The 22,890-nt window shown below is 69.7% G+C and carries 23 protein-coding genes; 12 read left to right on the forward strand and 11 right to left on the reverse strand.

Annotation, left to right across the window (positions count from 1 at the left end; translation table 11 throughout):
- Positions 1 to 68: 68 nt before the first annotated feature.
- Together OG205_RS22010 and OG205_RS22015 are read right to left on the reverse strand one after the other, a co-directional pair.
- Positions 69 to 632 (reverse strand): GNAT family N-acetyltransferase, encoded by a 564-nt coding sequence (locus tag OG205_RS22010; RefSeq protein WP_330270007.1) that lies wholly within the window; start codon positions 630 to 632, stop codon positions 69 to 71.
- On the reverse strand, positions 629 to 1,117 hold the full coding sequence (locus OG205_RS22015) for a YbaK/EbsC family protein (protein WP_330270008.1): 489 nt from the start codon (positions 1,115 to 1,117) through the stop codon (positions 629 to 631). The genes OG205_RS22010 and OG205_RS22015 overlap by 4 nt, the downstream gene beginning before the upstream one ends.
- 203 nt (positions 1,118 to 1,320) lie before the next feature.
- On the opposite strand from OG205_RS22015, the gene OG205_RS22020 reads away from it, so the two are divergent.
- Both OG205_RS22020 and OG205_RS22025 read left to right on the forward strand, forming a co-directional pair.
- Positions 1,321 to 1,740, forward strand: coding sequence for an SAV_6107 family HEPN domain-containing protein (locus OG205_RS22020; RefSeq protein ID WP_330270009.1), 420 nt, complete (start codon positions 1,321 to 1,323; stop codon positions 1,738 to 1,740).
- Positions 1,737 to 2,483: a maleylpyruvate isomerase N-terminal domain-containing protein gene (locus OG205_RS22025; protein WP_330270010.1), complete on the forward strand. Its 747-nt coding sequence runs from the start codon at positions 1,737 to 1,739 to the stop codon at positions 2,481 to 2,483. Before OG205_RS22020 ends, OG205_RS22025 begins: the two co-directional genes overlap by 4 nt.
- On the opposite strand, the gene OG205_RS22030 is transcribed toward OG205_RS22025, so the two are convergent.
- Positions 2,460 to 4,025 (reverse strand): alkaline phosphatase D family protein, encoded by a 1,566-nt coding sequence (locus OG205_RS22030; protein ID WP_330270011.1) that lies wholly within the window; start codon positions 4,023 to 4,025, stop codon positions 2,460 to 2,462. The two genes, OG205_RS22025 and OG205_RS22030, sit on opposite strands and share 24 nt — an antisense overlap.
- 24 nt (positions 4,026 to 4,049) lie before the next feature.
- Here OG205_RS22030 and OG205_RS22035 point away from each other — a divergent pair, with 24 nt between their 5' ends.
- Positions 4,050 to 4,544 carry a VOC family protein gene (locus OG205_RS22035; RefSeq protein ID WP_330270012.1) on the forward strand — a complete coding sequence of 165 codons (495 nt, stop codon included), beginning with the start codon at positions 4,050 to 4,052 and terminating at the stop codon, positions 4,542 to 4,544.
- Between the two features lie 152 nt (positions 4,545 to 4,696).
- Here the strand turns inward: OG205_RS22035 and OG205_RS22040 are convergent, their stop codons facing one another.
- Complete coding sequence (locus tag OG205_RS22040) at positions 4,697 to 6,349, reverse strand: DUF885 domain-containing protein (protein ID WP_330270013.1); 1,653 nt, start codon at positions 6,347 to 6,349, stop codon at positions 4,697 to 4,699.
- Between the two features lie 164 nt (positions 6,350 to 6,513).
- On the opposite strand from OG205_RS22040, the gene OG205_RS22045 reads away from it, so the two are divergent.
- Complete coding sequence (locus tag OG205_RS22045; protein ID WP_319978351.1) at positions 6,514 to 7,110, forward strand: DUF3153 domain-containing protein; 597 nt, start codon at positions 6,514 to 6,516, stop codon at positions 7,108 to 7,110.
- On the opposite strand, the gene metF is transcribed toward OG205_RS22045, so the two are convergent.
- Positions 7,107 to 7,988, reverse strand: a complete 882-nt coding sequence (metF, locus tag OG205_RS22050; protein WP_330270014.1) for a methylenetetrahydrofolate reductase [NAD(P)H] — start codon at positions 7,986 to 7,988, stop codon at positions 7,107 to 7,109. The genes OG205_RS22045 and metF overlap by 4 nt on opposite strands.
- Before the next feature lie 68 nt (positions 7,989 to 8,056).
- Here metF and OG205_RS22055 point away from each other — a divergent pair, with 68 nt between their 5' ends.
- The 3 genes from OG205_RS22055 to OG205_RS22065 all read left to right on the forward strand — a co-directional run bounded on the left by OG205_RS22055 (position 8,057) and on the right by OG205_RS22065 (position 11,662).
- Positions 8,057 to 9,160 (forward strand): polyprenyl synthetase family protein, encoded by a 1,104-nt coding sequence (locus OG205_RS22055; RefSeq protein ID WP_442916832.1) that lies wholly within the window; start codon positions 8,057 to 8,059, stop codon positions 9,158 to 9,160.
- Positions 9,161 to 9,329: 169 nt separating this feature from the next.
- Entirely contained in the window at positions 9,330 to 10,778 is a 1,449-nt protein-coding gene (gene mptB, locus OG205_RS22060) for a polyprenol phosphomannose-dependent alpha 1,6 mannosyltransferase MptB (RefSeq protein ID WP_330270016.1), read from the forward strand.
- The gene (locus OG205_RS22065) at positions 10,775 to 11,662 is read left to right on the forward strand and encodes a phytoene/squalene synthase family protein (protein ID WP_330270017.1); all 888 of its coding nucleotides are present in this window, start codon (positions 10,775 to 10,777) and stop codon (positions 11,660 to 11,662) included. Before mptB ends, OG205_RS22065 begins: the two co-directional genes overlap by 4 nt.
- An 80-nt stretch (positions 11,663 to 11,742) precedes the next feature.
- On the opposite strand, the gene OG205_RS22070 is transcribed toward OG205_RS22065, so the two are convergent.
- On the reverse strand, positions 11,743 to 12,108 hold the full coding sequence (locus OG205_RS22070) for an Rv2175c family DNA-binding protein (RefSeq protein WP_030474641.1): 366 nt from the start codon (positions 12,106 to 12,108) through the stop codon (positions 11,743 to 11,745).
- A 77-nt stretch (positions 12,109 to 12,185) separates the two neighbouring features.
- Here OG205_RS22070 and pknB point away from each other — a divergent pair, with 77 nt between their 5' ends.
- Positions 12,186 to 14,222 (forward strand): Stk1 family PASTA domain-containing Ser/Thr kinase, encoded by a 2,037-nt coding sequence (pknB, locus tag OG205_RS22075; protein ID WP_330270018.1) that lies wholly within the window; start codon positions 12,186 to 12,188, stop codon positions 14,220 to 14,222.
- 85 nt (positions 14,223 to 14,307) lie between these two features.
- Here the strand turns inward: pknB and OG205_RS22080 are convergent, their stop codons facing one another.
- Positions 14,308 to 15,696 carry a class II 3-deoxy-7-phosphoheptulonate synthase gene (locus OG205_RS22080; RefSeq protein ID WP_330270019.1) on the reverse strand — a complete coding sequence of 463 codons (1,389 nt, stop codon included), beginning with the start codon at positions 15,694 to 15,696 and terminating at the stop codon, positions 14,308 to 14,310.
- A 176-nt stretch (positions 15,697 to 15,872) separates the two neighbouring features.
- On the opposite strand from OG205_RS22080, the gene OG205_RS22085 reads away from it, so the two are divergent.
- Positions 15,873 to 16,880, forward strand: coding sequence for a DUF2891 domain-containing protein (locus tag OG205_RS22085; protein WP_330270020.1), 1,008 nt, complete (start codon positions 15,873 to 15,875; stop codon positions 16,878 to 16,880).
- Positions 16,881 to 16,989: 109 nt separating this feature from the next.
- On the opposite strand, the gene OG205_RS22090 is transcribed toward OG205_RS22085, so the two are convergent.
- Entirely contained in the window at positions 16,990 to 17,754 is a 765-nt protein-coding gene (locus tag OG205_RS22090; protein ID WP_330270021.1) for an IclR family transcriptional regulator, read from the reverse strand.
- Between the two features lie 80 nt (positions 17,755 to 17,834).
- Here OG205_RS22090 and OG205_RS22095 point away from each other — a divergent pair, with 80 nt between their 5' ends.
- Genes OG205_RS22095 through dmpG form a run of 3 tightly spaced genes read left to right on the forward strand, consistent with a single transcriptional unit; the run spans position 17,835 to position 20,532 of the window.
- Positions 17,835 to 18,614, forward strand: coding sequence for a 2-keto-4-pentenoate hydratase (locus OG205_RS22095; RefSeq protein ID WP_330270022.1), 780 nt, complete (start codon positions 17,835 to 17,837; stop codon positions 18,612 to 18,614).
- The gene (locus tag OG205_RS22100) at positions 18,614 to 19,537 is read left to right on the forward strand and encodes an acetaldehyde dehydrogenase (acetylating) (protein WP_330270023.1); all 924 of its coding nucleotides are present in this window, start codon (positions 18,614 to 18,616) and stop codon (positions 19,535 to 19,537) included. Before OG205_RS22095 ends, OG205_RS22100 begins: the two co-directional genes overlap by 1 nt.
- Positions 19,534 to 20,532 carry a 4-hydroxy-2-oxovalerate aldolase gene (gene dmpG / locus OG205_RS22105; protein WP_330270024.1) on the forward strand — a complete coding sequence of 333 codons (999 nt, stop codon included), beginning with the start codon at positions 19,534 to 19,536 and terminating at the stop codon, positions 20,530 to 20,532. The genes OG205_RS22100 and dmpG overlap by 4 nt, the downstream gene beginning before the upstream one ends.
- 3 nt (positions 20,533 to 20,535) lie before the next feature.
- Here the strand turns inward: dmpG and OG205_RS22110 are convergent, their stop codons facing one another.
- Genes OG205_RS22110 through OG205_RS22120 form a run of 3 tightly spaced genes read right to left on the reverse strand, consistent with a single transcriptional unit; the run spans position 20,536 to position 22,882 of the window.
- Complete coding sequence (locus tag OG205_RS22110) at positions 20,536 to 21,471, reverse strand: 2,3-dihydroxyphenylpropionate 1,2-dioxygenase (protein ID WP_330270025.1); 936 nt, start codon at positions 21,469 to 21,471, stop codon at positions 20,536 to 20,538.
- Entirely contained in the window at positions 21,471 to 22,355 is an 885-nt protein-coding gene (locus OG205_RS22115; RefSeq protein ID WP_330270026.1) for an alpha/beta fold hydrolase, read from the reverse strand. The genes OG205_RS22110 and OG205_RS22115 overlap by 1 nt, the downstream gene beginning before the upstream one ends.
- Positions 22,352 to 22,882, reverse strand: a complete 531-nt coding sequence (locus OG205_RS22120; protein ID WP_330270027.1) for a cupin domain-containing protein — start codon at positions 22,880 to 22,882, stop codon at positions 22,352 to 22,354. Before OG205_RS22120 ends, OG205_RS22115 begins: the two co-directional genes overlap by 4 nt.
- Positions 22,883 to 22,890 lie beyond the last annotated feature (8 nt).

Raw genomic sequence — 22,890 nt, forward strand, 5'->3', positions numbered from 1 at the left:
CCTGGTGATCGCAACAACAAGCCCCCGAGCCGCGGTGCGACTCGGGGGCTTGGGTGGTTCCAGGCGAGTCAGTTCACAGGCAGGGTGCGGCCGAGGACCGCGAACGGCCGCGGGTCGCCGGTGAACTGGTAGTGCCGCAACACGTCCACGAAGCCGACGCGGCGGTAGAGCTTCCACGCCTTGCTCGGACCTTCGGGCGTGGACAGCAGCACGCGGGAGGAAGACACGCCCTCCATCAGGCGGCGCAACAACTCCTCGCCGAGGCCACGACCCTGGGCGCGCGGCAGCACGTGCAGTTCGGTCAGCTCGAAGTAGTCGGTGAGCCAGTCCTCGACGACGGTGGGCGGCGAGACCTGCATCAGCCCGCGCCGCACCTGCTCGTGCCACCACTGGCCGGTCGCGCCGCGGTAGCCGTAACCGATGCCGACGAGCTCGTCCTGCTCCCCCAGCGCGACGACGCAGCGCCAGTCCTCGCGCATCATGTGCGCGAGCCACATCGGGGCGCGCTGTTCGACGGTGCCGGGCGGGTAGTTCATGGCCGTCACGTACAGCGCGAGCGCTTCGCCCAGCCGCACGTTCAGCTCCGAGGCCGTCATCTCGACGATGCGCTCCAGGCGCGGCGAGGCCGTCATGCCGTCACCACCGCCACGCGTCCGCCCGTCAGCGCCACCAGGTCCGCGAAGGTCGTGGGGTAGACGGCGTGCGGATGACCCGCGGCCGCCCAGATCTCCTCGTAGCCGGACAAGGCCCTGTCCACGATGGTCTCGATCGGCGCCGGGTGCCCGACCGGCGACACCCCGCCGATCACCTGGCCCGTGTACTCGCGGACGAACTCCGGGTCGGCGCGCTTCACCGCTTCCGCGCCCACGAGTTCGGCCACCATCGACGTGTCCGCGCGATGCGCGCCCGAGGTCAGGACCAGCAGCGGGGCGGCGACTCCGTCACGCACCGCGGCGAACAGCAGACTGTTCGCGATCGCGCCGACCTGCACGCCCACCGCTTCCGCGGCGGCCGCCGCGGTCCGCACGGCGTCCGGCAGCACGACGATGCGTTCGGCGGTGGCTGACGGCAGGGCTTCCGCGACCTTGCGGATTCCGGGGTGTTCGAGCGCACTCACGTATCCATCAGACCACGACTCGCGCCCACGTGGTGGGGCGGGTTGAGGAATCCATCGGCCGGGAGCTACGCTGACGGGGACTCGAACATGTGTTCGAGTCTCACCATGCCTCGGAGGTGGGGTGGGGGAAGCACCCCACCTCCGAGAGCCGCCGGCTTCCCCTCGGCGGTGACGTCGTCCACCGACGCCACGAGGAGGCCGAGATGACAGCCGATCTTTCGAATCCGGCAGCCTTCCCCATCCCGTTGCCACCCGCGTCCGCGCTCGCCCTGCTGCGGCAGGCCCACGACTCGCTCGCCGAGTCGGAGCGCACGCCCGAGCCCCCGCAGCGGTTCGCGACCGCTTATCTCGCCGCACTGCGCGCCGCCGCCGCAGTGCTCGCCTTACGTGGACGACCCCATCGCGGGCGGTCGAGGCCGACCAGCGCGTGGGTGCTGCTCGGCGCGCTCGCGCCGGAGATGAGTGAGTGGGCCGCTTTCTTCGCGTCGTGGTCGTCCACGCGGGCAGCCGTGCTCGCGGGGATCACCCGGCACGTCGACGCGCGCACGGCCGACGACCTGGTGCGCCAGACCCATCAGTTCGTGCTGCTCGTCGACCGCGTGATGAGCGAGGCGAAGCGGTGAACTCTCTCGACATCCTGCGTCGTGAGGCGGAACTGCTCGCCATGTCCGCGATCGGCCAGCCACCGCACAAGGGCGTGCCGGCCTGTCCCGGTCTGAACCTCGGGGAGACCGTGCGGCACATCGGCGGCGGTTACCGCGGCGTGCTGGCGTGGATCAGGCTCGGCCGGGAACCCCGAGCCGGGGAGTGGCAGGACTACCCGGCACCCGGTGAGGACACGCTCGACTTCATGAGGTCGGGCGCGGAGGCCGTGATCGCGGAACTCGAGGCGCACGACGAGGACGAGCCGTGCGCGACGTGGTGGCCCGACCGGCAGAACTACGGGTTCTGGCGGCGACGGCTCGCGCACGAGACGACGGTGCACCGCATGGACGTCCAGGGCGCCTCCGGCGTGGAACCCGGCGCCGTCGCCGACGAGGTCGCGATCGACGGCGTCGACGAGGTGCTCACGTTGTGGCTGGGGCACAAGCTGGACGTGCTCGGGGTGCGGGGGTCGCGGGAGAGCCTCGTGGCGATCCAGGTCGAGGACCACCTGTGGCTCACGCGCTGCGGCCCGCGCGGCGCGTCGGCGTGGCGCGTGGTCGACCCGGAGGACGCACACACCGCCGACGCGCAGGTGTCGGCGAGTCCGATGACGATGTACCGCTGGCTGTGGGGCCGGTTGCCCGACCGCCTGGTCACGACGGTCGGCGACGACGACGCCATCGCGCAGCTGTGGGCGCTACTGCGGCTCGCGACCAAGTAGGACGGACGCGGTCTCCTCGCCCGTTGCCGACAGCAGCCGGTAGCGGGCGCGGGGGCCGTCGAAGTCCAGCACCGCCACGGAGTTCCCGAAGTGCGGGCCGCTGGTCTTGCGCCAGTGCACCAGGTCCTCCGGCACGCCGGCCAGCGTCGCGAGGCGGCGGAACACCCATGAGGCCCCGCGCGACCACGACAGCCGGAACCCCGGCCGCAGGAACTTCGGCGCCTCGTTGTGGATGGGCGAGCACACGAGCTGCGCGACCACGGCCTTGGTGGGCCTGGGGAACTCGGCCTCGGCGACGTAGCTGTGGTGCACGTCGCCGGACAGCACGCAGACCGTCGCGGCGCCGTTGCCCGCGGCCTTCTCGATCATCCGCGTGAGCCGGTCGAACGACTCGCGGAACGCCGGCCAGTGCTCCAGGTCGACCGCCTGCCTGATCGCCTCGGCGGCTTTGCCCTGCCAGCCCGGTTTGCGCGCGCCGATCTCGTTGAGGGACTGGAAGTGACTGAGCGCGTGCGGCATCAGCCACGGCAGCGACGAGCCGATCAGCAGGTGGTCGACGTCGCCGCCGGTGTTCTGCTCGATCCAGTCGAACTCGGCGTCGCTGACCATCTGCCGCTTGTCCTCCTCGAGGATGCGGCCGCAGCGCGTGTCGACCATGAGCAGCCGGGCGCGGCCGAAGTCGCGGCGGAAGCTCCACCACGTCGACTTGCGGCCCTCCACCTCCTTGTCCGCCTCCTCGGCGAACTCCTCCAGCAACGGCAGCACGTCCGTGTCCTGGGCCTTCACCTTGGCGTACAAGGGATTTCGCGCGAGCTCGTCCGGGCTGAGGTTGCCCAGGTGCTGGTAGACCCAGTACGAGGAGAGCGCGCCGCGGATCCTGTCACGCCACCACGGCTTGTCCGCCATCTCCGCGCGCCACGTCGCGGAGGTGTTCCAGTCGTCGCGCACGTCGTGGTCGTCGAAGATCATCGCGGTCGGCACGACCGACAGCAGCCAGCGGATCTCCGGGTCGCCCCAGGTCTCGTGGTAGAGGCGGGCGTACTCGCCGAAGTGCACGACCTCGCCGTCCGGTTCCTCCGTGCCCTGCCTGCGCTCCCGCAGCCACTGCTTGGTGGCCTCGGTGGGTTCGTCGGCGTAGACCTGGTCTCCCAGCAGGATCAGCGCGTGCGGCCACTCTTCCTCGGGCGTCTCCATGAGCCGCTGCGCGAACGCGTCGAGGGCGTCGGGGCCGACGGGCTGGGTCGGCGCGGCGCGGCACGAGCCGAAGGCGATCCGCCGGACCTCGCCGGTGCGGATGACGGGTTTCGGGAACCCGCTGCCGGGTTCCGGCCACACCTGCTCGCCGTCGAGCCGGACGTCGTATTCCGTGCGCTCACCGAGGTTCTCGAGTCTGACAAGCGCGAAATGCTGCCCTCCCGCCTGAAACGTGCGCGCGGTGTTCCCCGCGATCACGACCTCGCACGCGGCGTCAGTCTCGACCCACACCGTCGCGGACGATTCGTCTACATGCCTCAGGAGGGGTCCGAGCACCAGCTTCGCCACGCGCGAGACAGTACCCTCGTACGCGTGGAAATCACGTTCGAGGCGGCGGATCCCCCGGCCCTGGCCGCGTTCTGGTCCGAGTTCGCCGGTGACGAGATCGAGTTGACGTTCGTGTGGAGCGACGCCCCGAAGATCGAGAAGAACCGGGTGCACATCGATCTGGCCTCGTCGTCGCCCGAACACCAGATGGACATCGTGGCGCGAGCGCTGAAGCTCGGCGCCGAACTCGCCGACGTCGGTCAGGGCGACGTGCCGTGGGTGGTGCTGCGCGATCCGCAGGGCAACGAGTTCTGCGTCCTCGAACCCCGCCCCGAATATCCCGGCGTGATCGCGGCCGTCGTCGTCGACTCGCGTGATCCGCTGGCGTCGGCCAGGGCGACCGGGCATCCGGTGGCGCGCGACGGGGACGGCTTCGCCTCGGTCCGGCCCGAGCCGGGTCCGTGGCTTGAGTTCGTGCGGACCGATGACCCGGAGCCGATCACGAACCGCGTGCGCGTCCGGTGGGCCGATCCGGCGTAACGACCCAGGACGCGCCGTGGCGCGACCGCTGACATCCGATATATCAGCCCGCCGATATATCAGTTATGCAAAAGACGTTTGCGGACGTCCGCAAACGTCTTTTGCATAAGGGTGGGTCAGCGCAGGTCAGAGCGTTGCGCGACGGGCGTGGATCAGAGGGCGGCCAACCGTTCACGGAGGGTGTCGAGGCCCATCGCGCCCATCTCCAGGGCTTCCTTGTGGAAGACCTTGAGGTCGAAGTCGGCGCCCTTGCGGGTCCGCGCGTCCTCGCGGGCGGCGAGCCACAGGCGCTCGCCGATCTTGTACGCCGGCGCCTGGCCCGGCCAGCCGAGGTAGCGGTCGATCTCGTCGCGGATGTGGGCGGGCTCCGAGAGCGTGCGGGTCATCATGAACTCGAGGCCGAGTTCGGGCGTCCAGCGCTCGCCGGGGTGGAAGCCGGTGCCGGCCGGGATCTCCAGCTCCAGGTGCATGCCGATGTCGATGATCACGCGGGCAGCGCGGAACAGGTGCGCGTCGAGCATGCCGAGCAGGTCGCCGTCGTCGTCGAGGTAGCCGAGTTCGCGCATGAGGCGTTCCGCGTAGAGCGCCCAGCCCTCGCCGTGGCCCGACACCCAGCACACCAGGCGCTGGAAGTCGTTCAGCGTCTTCGACTGGTACACGGCCGTCGCGCACTGGAGGTGATGGCCCGGCACGCCCTCGTGGTAGACCGTCGAGGTCTCGCGCCACGTCGGGAACACCGACTTGCCCTCGGCGATCGACCACCACATGCGGCCGGGGCGGGAGAAGTCGGCGGTCGGTTGCGTGTAGTAGGCGCCGACTGCACCGCCGGGCGGGGCGATCCTGCATTCGAGGTTCATCAGCGCGTCCGGCAGGTCGAAGTGCACGTCGCGCAGGTCGAGCAGGGCCTTGTCGGACAGTTCCTGCATCCAGTTCTGCAGACCGTCCCGGCCGTGCACCTGGTAGCGCGGGTGCTCGTCGAGGAACGCCGCGGTCTCCGCCAGGGAAGCGCCCGGCTTGAGCCGCCCGGCGACCTCCTTCATCTCGGCCTCGATGCCGAGGAACTCCTCCCAGCCCCACGCGTAGGCCTCGGCCAGGTCGAGCCGCGACCCGGTGAAGTAGCGCGAACCGAGGCGGTAGCGCTCCTCGCCGACCGCGTCCTTGACCGGCGCCTGCGGTGCCAGCGTCGTGCGCAGGAACGAGGCGAAGTCCGCGTAGGCGGCGGCAGCGGCGGTGGCGCCGGCGTCGAGAGAGGAGCGCACCGAACCGTCCACGTTGGCGGACGCGGCGAACGGGCCGAAGAAGGTCGTGGCGAAGGTGTCGCACTGCTTGGCGACCTGAGTGACCTGACGGATCGCGGAGACGTGCCCGCGGGAAGCGGCATGTGAGAGAGAGGCGCGCAGACCGTCGAGAGCGGCGGGCACGGCGGAGAGGCGACGGCCGATCGTGGCCCACTGCTCCGGCGTGTCGGTCGGCATCTGGTCGAAGATGTCGCGCACGGACTGGATCGGGCTCGCGATGACGTTCAGCGAGGACTCGGTCTCACCGGCCTCGTACAGCTCGTGCTCCAGGCCCGTCCGTTCCAGGAAGACGGCGCGTGCCGCTTCCTCCGAGGCATCCGCGGGCTGTGCGGCGGTGATGTCGGCGAGAGCGCGGACGGCGAGTTCGTCGCGCGCCGCGTGCCCTTCCGGAGAGAGGTCCGTCAGCTGGTCGTCGGCTCCCGCGAAGCCCAGACTGGTGGCGGTGATGGGGTCCAGCGCCACGTAGTCGCTGACGAATTTGTTGCTGATCTCGTGCACGGATGCCATGTTTCGAGACGCTACCTCGCGCCCCTCCACACCAAAAGGTAGTTAGTCAAGCTCACGACCTTCGGAGGGGACCTGCGTCGTTTGGGCCATGCTGGCAGGATGTCCGCGTGCGTCGTTCCCGGGCACTTCTGCTGCCGGTCTTCTTGCTGCTCACTCTGTTTTCGTTGAGCGGTTGCGTTCGCGTGTACGCCGCCATGGCCGTGTCGGACGACGACCGCATCTCCGGCGAGATCGTCGCGGCCACGCCTCCGACGCAGGACAACGACCCCGGTCCGCAGCTCAAGGTGCCGCCGGAGCTCGCGAGCCGCGTCACCACCAAGCCGTACCGGGTGGAGTCCTACGCGGGCACGCAGCTGTTCTTCAACGGTCTGTCGTTCGACGAGATGCGGACGCTGTCGGCGTCCACCAGCTCGTCGAACAGCCGCTACAGCCTCAGCTTCCGCCGGTCGGGTGATCTTGTCACGCTGTCGGGGTCGGTCGACCTGACCCAGGTCCCGGTGGAACGCGCGGACATCCAGGTGAAGGTCAGCTTCCCCGGCCAGATCGTGAACACCAACGGCCGCGAGGAGGAGAACAACACGATCGCGTGGTCTCCGAAACCCGGTCAGGCGTCGATGCTGCAGGCCACCGTGCAGTACGCGGGCGAGAACTCCAGCTCGTTCTTCGGCTGGGCGCTGCTGGTCGCCGGGCTCACCGGCGGTGCCGCGCTGATCGTCGTCGTGCTCGCCCTCATCGCGCACAAGCGCAACGTCACCCTCTAGGTGCGGGTCACCAGACCCAGGCGCCCCAGCACTTCCTTCGTCGCCTTGGACCTGTTCATCGTGTAGAAGTGCAGCGCGGGAACGCCCTCGTCGAGCAGCCGCTGGCACATCTCGGTCGCGATGTCGATGCCGGTCGCCCGGAACCCCGCGACGTCGTCCGCGTACGGCTCCAACCGACGCGCGACGTCGAGCGGCAGGTCTGCGCCGGACAGCTCCACGATCTTGGCCAGGCCGCGCGGCGAGAGCATCGGCATGATTCCCGGCAGGATCGCCGCGGAACAGCCCGCGTCGGCCACCCGGTCGCGCATCCGCAGAAACGGCTCCGGCGCGTGGAACAGCTGGGCCACCGCGTAGTCCGCGCCCGCGTCGAGCTTGCGCAGCAGGAACTTCAGGTCGGTGTCGAGGTCGCCGGAGCGCGGGTGCCCGTACGGGAACGCCGCCACGCCCACGCAGAAGTCGCCGAGCTCGCGGACCAGCCGCACCAGCTCGTCTGCGTAGTTCAGGCCCTCCGGGTGCGCGACCCACTCGCCCATCGGGTCGCCGGGAGGGTCGCCGCGCAGCGCCAGGATGTTGCGCACGCCGATCGCCGCGTACCAGCCGATCACGTTGCGCAGCTCGGCCACCGAGTGCTCGACGGCGGTGAGGTGCGCGACGGGGAGCAGCGTCGTCTCCTGCGCGACGCGGCCGGTAGCGCGGATCGTGCGGTCCCGGCGCGACCCGCCGGCGCCGTAGGTGATCGACACGAACGCCGGGTCGAGGCCTTCCAGCTCGCGGACCGCCTTCCAGAGGACCTTCTCGTCCTCCGCGTCCCGAGGTGGCAGGAACTCCACCGAGAACTTGGGTGACTCTCCCCGGAGCCGCTCCACCACCGACGTCATGCGACCAACCCTAGTGGGTCTTCCGCTAGGTGGGACTCCAGCTCATCATGTGGTACGCGGGCCCCGGCATGCGGGTGGTCCCGGACACAGCGGACCATGGACGTGTGTCCCACCACCCCATCGACGCCGCTCTGCCCCAGCACGTCGAAGCAGCGCTGACCACCTATCTGGCCTCCCGGCGCGCGTCCGGGGAGGCGATGGACCCGAGCTTCGCGAGCGCGGTGGACGCGCTCTCCGATTTCGTGCTGGGCGGCGGCAAGCGCATCCGCCCGACCTACGCGTGGTGGGGCTGGCGGGCAGCGGGCGGCGATCCCGACGGAGAACTCGCGGACGAGGTGCTCACGGCGGTCAGCTCGCTGGAGCTGATCCAGGCGTGCGCGCTGATCCACGACGACCTGATGGACGCCTCGTCGGTGCGCCGGGGCAAGCCGACCGTGCACATCGCGTTCGGCGCGCGGCACCGCGAGCAGGGGTGGCTCGGTTCGTCGGAGCGCTTCGGCATGTCGGCGGCCGTGCTCATCGGCGACGTCGCCCTGGCGTGGGCGGACGACATGCTCTTCGCCGCCGGCCTGCCGCCGGAGGTGCTGCGCCGGATGAGCGAACCGTGGCGGGACATGCGCACCGAGATGCTCGCGGGCCAGTACCTGGACGTGCTGACGCAGGCGCGGGGCGACTCGTCCGCGGACGCCGCGCTGCGCATCGACCGGCTCAAGACCGCCGCCTACACCGTCGAACGGCCGCTGCACATGGGTGCGGCGATGGCGGGCGGCTCGCCGGAGCTGATCGACGGGCTGCGCGCGTTCGGCGCCGACATCGGCGTCGCGTTCCAGCTGCGTGATGACCTGCTCGGCGTGTTCGGCGACCCCGAGGTCACCGGCAAGCCCGCGGGCGACGACCTCGCCGAGGGCAAGCGCACGCTGCTCGTCGCGCTCGGCATGCAGTTCGGCGCCGATATATTGGATATCGCTTTGGGCAAGCCCGACCTCGACCTCGACACCGTCGAAGAGGTCCGGCGCACGCTCATCAAGGTCGGCGCCGTCGACGCCGTCGAGGAACGCATCGCGGAGCTGACGAAGAGCGCGCTGGCCGCCCTCGACGCCGCTCCGGTGGCCGAACCGGCCGCCGCCAGGCTCGCCGGCCTCGCGATCAGCTCCACCAGGCGCACGTTCTGAAGTTGATCACCTTTCCCGGGCGGACGGCTTGATTAAGTCCACGTGACCAGTGTGGCCCGTTGCTTGCCGACGCTTCAGCGCCTTGTGCAACGATGTTCGGGCGATGGCAGCAACTCCGTCCCTACCCCGCACGAGCTCCGAGGCACCTCTACAGGAGCTTGATCCAGTCGTGCGCACGAACACCTACGCCATCCCCATCCGCACGACCATGCTCGGCCTGCTGGGCGTGGCTCTGATCGCGCTCGGGGGCATGGGTGCCGGCGCGATCCTCGAGCGCGATCCGCTGCTCGCCCAGGTCGGGCTGAGCTGGCTGCGCTACGGCCACGGCCGCGACCTCGCGAGCATGGTCCTGTACCTCGGGCTCGGCCTCGTCATCTGGGCGTGGATCCGGCTCGGCCGCCTCGTGCGGTGGGGTGAGATCGGCGACTTCGCGGTGCTGGTCGCGGTGACGGTCTGGACGTTGCCGCTGCTGTTCGCGCCGCCGCTGTTCAGCAAGGACATCTACAGCTACCTGGCACAGGGTCAGCTCGCGCTGAGCGGCTACGACCCGTACACGGTCGGGCCCGCGGTCCTGCAGAGCACGCTCAGCGAGAACGTCAGCTGGGTGTGGCAGCACACGCCGGCACCGTACGGACCGTTGTTCATCCTGGTCGCCAAGGCGATCGTGTGGATCACGGACGCGAGCGTCATCCTCGGCGTCGTCGCCATGCGCCTGTCCCTCGCGGGCGGGCTGGTGCTGCTGTGCTGGGCGCTGCCGGGCCTGAGCAGGCACCTGGGCGGCAAGTCGGCGATCGCGCTGTGGCTGGTCGCGGCGAACCCCCTGGTGCTGATCCACCTGATCGGCGGCGCCCACAACGACCTGCTGATGATCGGGCTGATGGCGGCCGGCGTGCTGCTGGTGCTCGACCGCAGGCACGTTCTCGGCTTCGTGCTGCTGTCCCTCGCGTTCTCGGTGAAGGCGACGGCGATCGTGATCGTCCCGTTCCTCGTCTGGATCTGGGCGGCGCGCCTGGAGGGCGACAAGCGCGCCCAGTTCCGCAAGGCGCTGCTGCCGGGCCTGGCCGCGTTCCTCGGGACGTTCTTCGTGTGCACGTTGATCGCCGGGGTGAGCCTCGGCTGGATCCCGGCGCTGCGCAGCTCGTCGATGATCATCAACTGGTTGTCGGTGCCGAGCGCGGTCGGCGACTTCGTGCGCATGGTCGTGAACTGGTTCGTCTACGTCGACGGCGGCATCTTCATCGGCGTGGCGCGGGCGCTGGGCTCCGTGGTGCTGATCTGGATCGCGTACACGCAGTGGTGGGCGTCGCGCGACGGCGAGGTGCGCAACGCCGTCCGGCGCGGCGCGCTGACGCTGCTGGCCGTGGCGCTGCTGTCCCCCGCGACGCTGCCCTGGTACTTCACCTGGGCGCTGGCGCTGGCCGCCGGGTTCGCGTGGAGCACGGGCGCGCTGGTCACGGTGACGACCGCGTCGCTGTTCCTGCTGCTGGTGACGTTCCCGAACGGCGACACGGCGCTGTACTCGTGGGCCTACCTGCTCTTCGCGCTGGTGGTGTCGGGACTCGCGGCGCGCTCGCTGGTGAAGCCGGACCCGTTCGGCCTGTCCTCTCGTTACGAATGAGTCCCGGGACTGTGGACCTGGGCTCCGCCTACGCCGCCTGCCGCCGCGTGAACGCGCGGTACGGCAAGACGTTCTTCCTGGCCACGACGCTGCTGCGGCCTGAACAGCGGCCCGCGGTGCACGCCCTGTACGCGTTCGCCCGGTGGGCCGACGAGATCGTCGACGCGGCCGGGGTGACCGATCGCGCGGGTGAACTCGACCGGCTGGAGCGGCTCCTGGAGAAGGCGCCGTCGAACCCGGTCCTGCACGCGCTGGCCGACACGATGCGTCGCTACGACATCGACAGGTCGCTGCTCGCCGACTTCCTCGCGTCGATGCGGATGGACCTCGACGTGACGGAGTACGCGGACCTCGACGCGCTCGGCGTCTACGTGCACGGCTCGGCGGAGGTCATCGGGCTGCAGATGCTGCCGGTGCTCGGCACCGTCGTGCCCCGTGAGGAGGCCGAACCGTACGCGGCCCGGCTCGGGGCGGCGTTCCAGCTCACGAACTTCCTGCGCGACGTCGGCGAGGACCTCGACCGCGGCCGGGTGTACCTGCCGCAGGACGTCCTCGGCGCGCACGGCGTCGACCGCGACCTTTTGCAATGGTGTCGTCGTCATCGTCGCGCAAACGACCGGGTGCAACGGGCTCTCGACGACCTCGTCGCGCACTCGTATGCGATATATCAGTCTGCGGAACCCGGCATCGGGATGTTGTCCGCGACGTCGCGGCCCTGTGTGCGGACCGCGTACACGCTGTACCGCGACATCCTCGGGCTCGTCGGCTGCGAGGTGCTGTGGCGGCGTGTGGCCGTGCCGAACTCACGGCGGCTCGCCGTGGCGGCGCCCGGCGTCGGCCGAGCCCTCCTCGCCCGTGTGACGACTCACGGGATTCCGGGGTGAGCCCCGCTCTTTTAGCCTCGCGCAGGGGCTCCGGACGTCTCTCACCTGCGGAGACGTCCGGAACCTCTGTGATCGGGGACCTAGAAGCCCATGGCTTGCGCGCGGCGCTTTACCTCACGCCCACGGTCTCCGCGCAATGCTTCGATCGGAGTGCCAGGGAGGCTTTCGTCCTCCGTGAAGAGCCAGCGCAGAATCTCGTCCGTGGAGTAGTTCTGGTCGCGCAGCACCGTGATGGTGCCGGGCAGACCCTTCACCACCCCTCCGGCAGCGAGAAACGCCTCGGGGACGACGAGAACGCCGGCCCGCCGCTCGGCGAGCAGTTGCCCGTCGCGCAACATTTGGTGGACCCGGGTGACCGGAAGTCCCATTCGGTCGGCCACCTCGGGGAGAGGAAGAACCTCCAGGTCGGCAGCCAATACATCCGCAGCGGCAGGAATCGCACTCACGGGGGTCACGATGCCATAACCGAACTGGGAACGCCCTTCCGCCAACCGGGTCATCCTGAGCTTTACCATCTCGCACTGTGGAGAGGTCGGTTTCGAACGTGATGGGTGGACTGCTGGAGCAGCGCTACCGGGTGGACTCCGTGCTCGCGCGCGGTGGCATGTCCACCGTCTATCGAGGTCGCGACACTCGCCTCGATCGCGATGTGGCCATCAAGGTGATGGATCCGCACCTGACGGCGGACCCGGCGTTTGTCGCGCGCTTCGAGCGTGAGGCACGCGCGGCGGCCCAGTTGCATCACCCGGCAGTGGTGTCCGTGCACGACCAGGGCGTCGACGGTGACCAGGTGTACCTGGTGATGGAGCTGATCGACGGAGGCAACCTCCGTGACCTGCTCAATCAGCGCGGCAAGCTTGCTCCCGCCGTGGCGCTGAGCGTGCTTGGTCCGGTGCTGTCGGCGTTGGGCGCTGCCCACCGCGCCGGCCTCGTGCACCGGGACGTGAAGCCGGAGAACGTGCTGATCGGACCCGGTGGCCAGGTGAAGGTGGCCGACTTCGGACTGGCTCGTGCGATCGCCGAGAACGGCGTCACGAGCGACAGCGAGATCCTGGGCACCGTCGCCTATCTTTCACCTGAACAGGTGGAATCTGGCTCCGCGAACGCGCGTAGTGACGTCTACGCGGCCGGGATCGTGCTCTACGAGATGCTGGCCGGCCAGGCGCCCTACCGCGGCGAGACGCCCATCTCGGTGGCCTACCAGCACGTGAACTCGGACGTCCCGTCGGTTCCGGAGATCCCGCTGGCGCTCGACACGCTGGTGCGCAAGGCGACGCGGCGCGACCCGGTGCTGCGGCCCGCGAACGCCGACGCGTTCCTGGCCGAACTGGAGCGCGTGGGCACGGACCTCGGTCTCACTCCGCAGCCGGTGCCGGTGCCCGGTTCGGCGCCCGAGAACGACAGGACGGTCATCATGCGGCCGGTTCCGGTCGCGGTCGGCGCCACTCCTCCCTCGGCAGCCGAGCTGACCAGGCCGGTGGTGCCGAAGCCGTCCCTGAACTCGGCGGCGATGACGACGGTGAGCACCGGTCCTCCTCCGACGCCGCCTCCCGGCATCCCCGTCGGCAACTCGGCGACGCGCACGATGCAGCGGCCGGAACCGCCGCGCCGTCGTCCCCCGCAGAAGAGGAAGCCGAAGGTCGACCCGGTCGAGGAAGAGCGCAAGAGGCGCAAGAAGCTCTTCACGATCTGGGGTTCCGTGGCCGCCGTCGTGGTGGTCCTCGTCGGACTGTTCACCTGGTACGTCAGCGCGAACCGCTACACGGAGATGCCGTCGGTGGCCGGGCAGTCCGAGCAGAACGCGATGGTGCTGCTCTCGAACGCCGACCTCACCGGGCTGGTCGAGAAGGTGCCGTCCAACGACGTCCCCAACGGCACGGTCATCAGCTCCGACCCTGGTCCTGGCGCGGAGCTGCGCAAGAACCAGCAGGTGAAGCTCGTCGTGTCGCGCGGCAGGCCCGTGGTGCCGTTCATCACCACCGGCGTCGACGAGGCCGCCGCGACCAAGGAGATCCAGGCCGCGGGTCTGAAGACGGCCAAGGACCCCACGAAGGACGCGTTCCACGACACCGTGCCGATCGGCAAGGTCGTGGGCGTCGATCCGCGTCCCGGCACGGCGCTCGACCTCGACGCGCCGGTGACCCTCATCCTGAGCAAGGGCCCGCCGCCGCGCCTGCCCGTGCCGAACGTGGCGGGCAAGACGAAGGACGAGGCGACCGCTGAACTGCAGCGCGCCGGTCTGGAGGCGGTCGACGCGGGTGGCGAGGACGCGCCGGAGAACAACGGGTCGCGCGTGGTGCGGACGGATCCGCCCGCGGGCACGGTGCTGGACCCGACGCAGAACAAGCGGGTCACGCTCTTCTACCAGAACAACCAGGAGATCGAGGTCCCCGACGTCACCCGGCAGAAGGTGCGGGAGGCCAAGGAGCAGCTCGAACGAGCCGGTCTGAAGGTGAAGGTCGAGTTCAACAAGAGCAACAACGCGACCGTGGTGAACCAGTCGATCCCGCCGCGGACGCGGGTGAAGCGAGGAACCGAGATCACGATCGTCGGCCTCTGATCACGGCAAAGGCGAAGGGCCCCGCGTTCTCGACGCGGGGCCCTTCGTTCTTCAGCTCGTCTTCAGGAAACTCGTCCCGAAGGTGTTACGACCGGAGCATCTCGGCGACGAGGAACGCGAGCTCGAGCGACTGCTGCGTGTTCAGGCGCGGGTCGCACGCCGTCTCGTAGCGGCCGGCGAGGTCGGCGTCGGAGATCTCCTGGGCGCCGCCGAGGCACTCGGTGACGTCCTCACCCGTGAGCTCGATGTGGATGCCGCCGGGGTGCGTGCCGAGGCGGCGGTGCACCTCGAAGAAGCCCTGGACCTCGTCGACGATGCGGTCGAAGTGCCGGGTCTTGTAGCCGGTCGACGACTCGTGCGTGTTGCCGTGCATCGGGTCGCACTGCCAGATGACCTTGTGGCCGCTGGCCTCGACCTTCTCGATGATGGCGGGGAGCACGTCGCGCACCTTCTGGTTGCCCATGCGCGAGATGAGCGTCAGGCGGCCCGGCTCGTTGCGCGGGTCGAGGCGCTCGACGTACTCGACGGCCATCTCGGGCGTCGTCGTCGGACCGATCTTGAGACCGATCGGGTTCGACAGCATCTCGGCGAACGCGATGTGCGCGCCGTCGAGCTGACGGGTGCGCTCACCGATCCACACGAAGTGCGACGACAGGTCGTAGAGCCTGGGCTCGTCGCGCGTCGTGTCGAGGCGCAGCAGCGCGCGCTCGTAGTCGAGGAGCAGCGCCTCGTGCGAGGCGAAGATCTCCGTGCCGTGCAGCGACTGGTCGTTCACGCCGCACGCCGACATGAACTTGAGGCCGCGGTCGATCTCGCCGGCCAGGGCCTCGTAGCGCTCGCCTGCGGGCGAGGTGCGCACGAAGTCGCGGTTCCAGTCGTGCACGCGGTGCAGGTCGGCCAGACCCGCGCCGGTCAGCGCCCGCAGCAGGTTCATGGCCGCGCCGGCGTTCGCGTAGGCGCGGATCATGCGACCGGGGTCGGCGACACGGGCTTCGGGCGTCGCGACCAGGGAGTTGATGATGTCGCCGCGGTAGGACGGCAGACCGAGAGCGTCGATGCCCGACGAACGCGGCTTGGCGTACTGGCCGGCGATGCGGCCGACCTTCACCACCGGAAGACTCGCGCCGTAGGTCAGCACCACGGCCATCTGCAGCAGGGTCCGGATGTTCGCGCGGATGTGCGGCTCGGTGTTGTCAGCGAACGTCTCCGCGCAGTCACCGCCCTGCAGGAGAAATGCCTCACCGTTCGCGACCTGCGCCAGTTGCGTGTGCAGCCGGTCGATCTCGGCGGGCACGGTGATCGGCGGCACGCTCTCGAGCACGGTCCGCACGCGACGCACCTGTTCGGCGTCGGGCCAGTCGGGCTGCTGGGCGGCCGGGCGCGACAGTGCGTCGTCCAGGCGCTTGCGCATCTCGGGAGGCAGCGGCGGAAGCTCGGGAAGCGTGTCGATGGGCACGTCCACGGTCCAGTTCACGCTGCTCATCCTAGTTGTCCCACACTGAGAGACCCTGCCGGGCCTGTCAGCTGTTCAGCACGTGTTTTCCACGTCACCCGGCCGGTGTGCCGATCCCCCGCCCGCCGGGTGAGGTCTGTTACTTGTCAACTATCTGCCCCTGCCCTATCGAGATGTCGCACTGCATGATGTGGGCCATGGACGCCACCCGATTGGATGACAGCACCGCTACCCGGCTGCTCGGCATCGCGATCGACAACATCCAGCGCGACCACCCGGTGCACTGGACGCACGTGATCGACGGCGACGACCGGCTGGTGCCCCAGCGGGTGCTGCATCCGGTGTTCGCCGGGTCGTTCGACTGGCACTCGTGCGTGCACCAGACGTGGCTCGCCGTGCGCCTGTTGCGACTGCGGCCCTCTCTCGCGGGAGCGGACACGGCCCGCAACGCCCTGGACAAGCTGATCACGCCCGAGAACTGCGCCGTCGAAGCCTCGTTCTTCGCCTCCCCGGCCGGACGGCACTGGGAACGCCCGTACGGCTGGGCGTGGCTGCTGCTGCTCGACGCCGAACTGCGCACCTCGGGCCTGCCGTGGTCGGTGTCGCCGATCGCGGACGTGCTGCGCGACCGATGGCTGGAATGGATCTCTGCGGCGCGCCTGCCGATCCGCACCGGCACGCACAGCAACACCGCGTTCGCGACCGGGCTCGTGTACGACTCCGCCCAGGTGAACGGCGACTCCGAACTGGCCTCCGCCTGCGTCGACGCGGCGCTGCGGTGGCACCGGGACGAGACCGCGTACGGCGGCTTCGAACCGGACGCCGCCGACTTCCTGTCCCCCGCGCTGACGACGGCCGACCTGATGCGCCGCGCCCTGGACACCGCCGAGTTCGCCGGCTGGCTCGACGCCTACCTGCCGGAGCTCGAGTCGGAACGGTGGCGGGTGCTGCGCGAGCCCTACCCGGTCGACGACCCCAGCGACCCCTACGGCTCGCACCTGGCCGGGCTCGCGTTGTCGCGCGCCTGGAACTGGGAGGCGATCGCGGAGGCGCTGCCGGCCGACCACCGGTACGCCTCGCTGGCCCGGACGGCTTCCGCCGCGCACCGCGAGGCCGGGTGGACGTACGTGTTCGGCGGCCACGGCTACATGGCCGACCACTGGCTCGGCACGTTCGGCGCCTACCTCGACGCAAAGGCATTCTGACCTGCGCTTACCCACCCCATTGCAAAAGACGTTTGCGGACGTCCGCAAACGTCTTTTGCATAAGGTCGGGCAAAACGGACGCCGATATATTGGATTTCAGGTGCCGTCCTCAGGTTCCAGCGGCCAGGGTCGCGCGCCGGATCAGCGTCAGAGCGATGCCCGTCGCCGCCGCGTGCACCGAGGCCGCGTGCGTGCGGGGATCGAACCGGGTGGTCGGTCCGGCGACGCTGACCGCGGCCACCACGGCGCCGTCGTGGCCGAGCACCGGCGACGCCACGCAGGCCAGGCCGACCCTGGACTCCTCGAACTCGTAGGCCACGCCGGTCTGCCGGATCGTGGTCAGCTGACGGCGGAGCATGCCGGGCGTGACGACCGTGCGGGGTGTTCGGCGGGCCAGCGGGGAGCCGAGGATCTCGGTGCGCAACGACGGCGACGCGTGGGCGAGCAGGGCCTTGCCGATCGCCGTCGCGTGCAGGGGCATGCGGCCGCCCAGACGTGACGGTGAGGACGCCTGGCGGTGGCCGCCGATCTTGGCGGCGTAGACGACCTCATGGCCTTCGAGGAGTCCGAGGTGGACGGTTTCGTGGGTGCGTTCGTAGAGGTCTTCCAGGTAGGGCGTGGACACCTCGACCAGGCGGCGTTCGACCGACGCGCGGATGCCCAGCTGGAACAGGTGGCCGCCCAGGCGGTAGCCGCGCGTGCCCCGGTCGAGCAGGCGGACCTCGACCAGGTCGCCCAGCAGGCGGTGCAGCGTCGCCTTCGACAGGCCGGTGCGCCTGCCCAGTTCCGCGAAGCCGAGCTCGTCGTCGTCGGCGCCGAAGGCGTTCAGCACCGACATCACCTTGCCCAGCAGGGTGTTCGGTACCTCGGTCATCACCTGATCGTGCCACCGAGTTCCGGTCAGCGGAACTCGGAAGTCCCCACGACGCAGCCACCACCGTCACGATGGGCGGCATGAACGAAGTCCTCATGGCAGCGGAGCGCCTGGCCACGGCGGCGCGCGAGAAGGTTCCATGTGCGCCCGTGCGGGACCTCATCGGCGAGGCCGACGCCTACGCGGTGCAGCAGCACAACATCGCCGCACGGATCGCGGACGGAGCCACAGTCGTCGGCCGCAAGATCGGCCTGACCTCTCCGGCGGTCCAGCAGCAGCTCGGCGTGGACCAGCCGGACTTCGGGGTGCTGCTCGACGACATGGCGTACAAGGACGGCGACGAACTGCCGGTCTCCGGGCTGCTGCAGCCGAAGGTCGAGGCGGAGCTGGCGTTCGTGCTGAAAGCGGACCTCACCGCAGGGCCGTTCGACGAGCAGACCGTCGCCAACGCCGTCGACCACGTCAAGGCCTCGCTGGAGATCGTGGACAGCCGGATCAGCGGCTGGGACATCACCTTCGCCGACACGGTCGCCGACAACGCCTCGTCGGGGCTGTTCGTCCTCGGCACCGAGCAGGCGGCTCTGGGCGAGATCGTGCCGAAGACCGTGTCGATGGTGCTCAGCGTCAACGGCGAGGAACGCTCGGCGGGGATCGGTGCCGCGTGCCTGGGCGACCCGCTGACCGCGCTGGCCTGGCTCGCCACGACCGCCGCGGACCTCGGCGCTCCGTTGAAGGCGGGCGACGTCGTGCTCAGCGGCGCGCTCGGCCCGATGGTGGGAGTCCAGGCCGGCGACCAGGTCGAGGCGACGATCACCGGGCTCGGCACCGTGCGGGCCACCTTCGCGAAGCAGGAGGCGTGATGCGCACGAAGGTCGCGATCATCGGGTCGGGCAACATCGGCACCGACCTCGTCATCAAGGTGCTCAAGCGGTCCACCACCCTGGAGGTGGCGGCGCTGGTCGGCATCGACCCCGCGTCGGACGGTCTCGCCAAGGCCGCCGAGCTCGGCGTTCCGACCACTTCGGACGGTGTTCAAGGCCTCCTGAGCATGCCGGGGTTCGAGGACATCGAGATCGTGTTCGACGCCACCTCCGCGGGCGCCCACGCGAAACACGCCGAAATCCTTGCCTCGCACGGCAAGCGAGTCATCGACCTCACCCCGGCCGCGATCGGGCCGATGGTGGTGCCGACGGTCAACCTCGACGAACACCTGAGCGCGCCGAACGTCAACATGGTCACCTGCGGCGGTCAGGCCACGATCCCGATCGTCGCCGCGATCAACACGGTCACCCCGGTGCCGTACGCGGAGATCGTCGCCTCGATCTCGTCACGAAGCGCGGGCCCTGGTACGAGAGCGAACATCGACGAGTTCACCGAGACGACCGCGCAGGCCATCGCGGACGTGGGCGGCGCGCGAAGAGGCAAGGCCGTCATCGTGCTCAACCCGGCCGACCCGCCGATCACCATGCGCGACACCGTTCTCGCGCTCGTCAACGCTCCGGATCCCCAGACACAGCAACGGATCCGCGCGTCTGTCGAGCACATGATCACCCAGGTGGCCGCGTACGTCCCCGGCTACCGCCTCAAGCAGCCCGTGCAGATCGACCCGGTCGACCAGCCGCACACGCTCACCGAGGAACCGGTGACGCACCAGGTCACCGTGCTGCTGGAGGTCGAGGGCGCGGCCGACCACCTGCCTGCCTACGCGGGCAACTTGGACATCATGACCAGCGCGGCACTGCGAGTCGCGGAGACCATGGCGAAGGCGGTGGTGCGCGCATGAAGATCTACCTCCAGGACGTGACACTCAGGGACGGCATGCACGCCCTGCGGCACCGCATCGATCCCCAGAAGGTCGCCGAGATCGCCAGGGCGCTGGACCAGGCCGGAGTCGACGCCGTCGAGGTCTCGCACGGCGACGGACTCAGCGGCGGATCGCTCGTCTACGGCCCCGGCAGCCACACCGACTGGGAGTGGATCGAGGCGGCCGCGAAAGCGCTGACCCAGGCCACGCTCACGACGTTGCTGCTCCCCGGCATCGGCACGCTCCACGACCTCAAACGCGCCCACAGCCTTGGCGTGCAGTCGGTTCGCATCGCCACGCACTGCACCGAGGCCGACATCTCGGCGCAGCACATCGCCGGCGCGCGCGACCTCGGCATGGACGTGTCCGGGTTCCTGATGATGAGCCACCTCGCCGAACCGCAAGAACTCGCGCGCCAGGCGAAGCTGATGGAGTCCTACGGCGCGAACTGCGTCTACGTAACGGATTCCGGCGGCCGGCTGCTCCCCCACGACGTCCGCGACCGGATCCGCGCCTACAAGGACGTCCTCGACGCCGGCACCGAGATCGGCATTCACGCACACGAAAACCTCTCACTGGCGGTCGCGAACTCGATCACCGCCGTCGAGGAAGGCGCAACACGGGTCGACGCGTCCCTGGCCGGACTCGGTGCCGGAGCGGGGAACTGCCCCATCGAACCGTTCGTCGCCGTCGCGAACCTCCAGCAATGGCAGCACAACGCCGACCTGTTCGCTCTCCAGGACGCCGCCGACGACCTGGTCCGGCCTCTCATGGACCGCCCGGTGCGCGTCGACCGCGAGAGCCTCACCCTCGGCTATGCGGGCGTGTACGGCTCGTTCCTGCGCCATGCGGACACCGCCGCCCAGCGCACCGGCGCCGACGTCCGGGCCCTCCTGCTGGAAGCCGGACGCCGGCGCCTGGTGGGCGGTCAGGAGGACATGCTCACCGACATCGCCCTGGATCTCACGCGGTAGCCGTCAAACGACAGGGAAGGTGGTTCCGATGCCCATGCCGGTGATCCACTCCGGCACGGGCTCGTAGCTCGTCCACACCAGCGGCAGGCCGACGGCGACCTGCCCGATGAGCCAGCAGCGGATCTCGTGCCCGCCGCTGCCGGCGTGGTCCTCCAGCGCCTCGTGCCCGAGGGAGGCGACCTCACCGGCCGACCCCGCCGACAGCCGGTCGAGGAACCACCCGTCCCACACCGCGTTCACGCGAGCGTCGGGGTTGCCGCCCATGGCCTTCACCCGCGGTTCACGGGCCGCGGCGAACTCCTTCGCGTACGCCCGCCCCCGGATCAACGACTCGCGCCGCTCCCCCACCACGGACGGATCGCGCGGGTCGTTGGACGGCAACCAGTGCGACAACCCGCCAGAAGCGACCACCAGCACTCGTCCGGGAAACACCGACGACCGCAGCGCGGCCCCCAAGGCACGTCCCAGCTCCATGCACCGGTCCAGCGACGGCAGCGGTGGCGCGGCCGTGTTGACCACCAACGGCACCAACGGAAGCGTCGTGCCGCCGGTGATCATCTCGTAGCTCTGCACGATGCCGTGGTCGACGGTCAGCGAGTACGACAGCGACACGTCGAACCCCGCGTCCGCCAGCCCGCTGTGCGCCGACCAGGCCAGCGTCTGGGCCACCGGTAACGGCCCCGAGCCGCTGCCGAAGTCGCCGAACCCCACCGCTTCCTCGACGCCGAGCACGAACGGGGGCATCACGTCGTAGAAGTTGGCGTGGAAGTGGTCCGGCCCGATCACGACGATCGCGTCCGGCTCCAGTTTCTCCACCGCGAGCCGCACCCGGTCGGCGTCACGCAGGAACACCGACCCCGGCCCGTCGGAACCGTCCGGCGGCAGCAGCGTCGCGAACGGGCTGTGCGACATCCCCGCGAATCCGATGATCTCGGCCATCAGGACGGGTCCTTTCCGTGCAGCAACCAGGTGCGGTGCGCGTCGAGGAACTCGGAGACCTTCTCCCACTGCGGCCAGTGCCCGGCGTCGTCGATGACGTGCAACCGCGCGTCCGGCAGCCACCCCAGCAGCATGTCGGCCTCGTCCAGCCCGCCTGTCGGGTCGTGGCTGGTCCACAGCAGCAACGTCGGCGCCGCGACCTTCCCCACCCATGCCGGGTCCCACGCGAAGTCCTTGCGCACCAAGGGGTCCTGCAACACGAGCGTGTTGGTGATCGCCTGCACGAAGCCCGGCCGCGAATACACCTGACGGCGCAGGTTCACCAATTCGTCGGTGACCATCTCCTTGTGGTGGAACAGGAACTCCACCCGCCTGCGCACGGTCTCCTCGCTGGGGTCGAGCACAGCGGCCATCGTGCTGTCCCGCATGCGTTGCATGACCTCGGGCTTGTTCGCGATGTTGCCCGGCGTGTTCAGCACGAGCCGGTCGACGCGGTCCGGGAAGTGCGCGGCGACCCACGCGACCACCCAGCCGCCCAAGGACTCGCCGGACAGGTGCGCCTTCTCGACGCCCAGCGCGTCCAGCAGCCCCACGAGGTGCTCGGACAGCACGTCGATCGTGTACGGCAGGTCCGGCAGATCGGACCAGCCGTGGCCGACCATGTCGTAGGCGGTGACGTGGAAGTCCTCCGCCAGTCCGGCGATGTCGCGCGAGTAGGCCTCCAGGTGGCCGCCGGTGCCGTGCAGCAGCACGAGTTCCGGGCCGGAGCCTGCCTGCAGGATCCTGGTCCGCACGGTGTGGCCGCGCACCGGGACGTCGACGTGCCGCACGGTGTGGTCCACATGCGACAGTTCGCCCCAGATGCTGACGTGCTCGGGAATCACTGGTCCTCCCCAGATGTCGTGTCGAAACGGGCGCGGGCCTCGTCGAACGTCGCGAGGCCGGCGCTCTGCCTGCGGGCGAGCCCGAACAGTGCGAGCAGCCGGGAGTTCTCGATGGTGAGGAACTCGACGGGGTGCTCGGTGGAGTCGTTGTAGTGGCGATGCCAGGTCCACGGCGGCGTGTAGACGAACGAGCCGGAAGTCCACGTCACCGTCTCGAACTTCTCCGGTTCCGCGAGCTGGATCTCGCTGTGGCCGTCGCCGGAGATCACGAAGTGCACGGTCTCGTGGTAGTGCCGCTGCATGTCCGAGCTCTCGCCCGCCGGGATCACCTGGCGGAACAGCTCGAACGTCGACGTCGGCAGCTTGCCCGCGATCCGCAGCGTGGTCGGGTTCGGCACCGCACCGGCGGGAATCGTCTCCAGCTCGTCGTCGTGCACGACCAGCGGACGCCCTCCGTCCGGGCGCACCGCGTGCGTGAGCGCCCCGAGGAAGTCGGTCATGGCGAAGTCGGGTCCTGAGGTGGCCAACGCGATCG

The organism is Lentzea sp. NBC_00516 (genome assembly GCF_036346835.1).
Taxonomy (GTDB): domain Bacteria; phylum Actinomycetota; class Actinomycetes; order Mycobacteriales; family Pseudonocardiaceae; genus Lentzea; species Lentzea sokolovensis.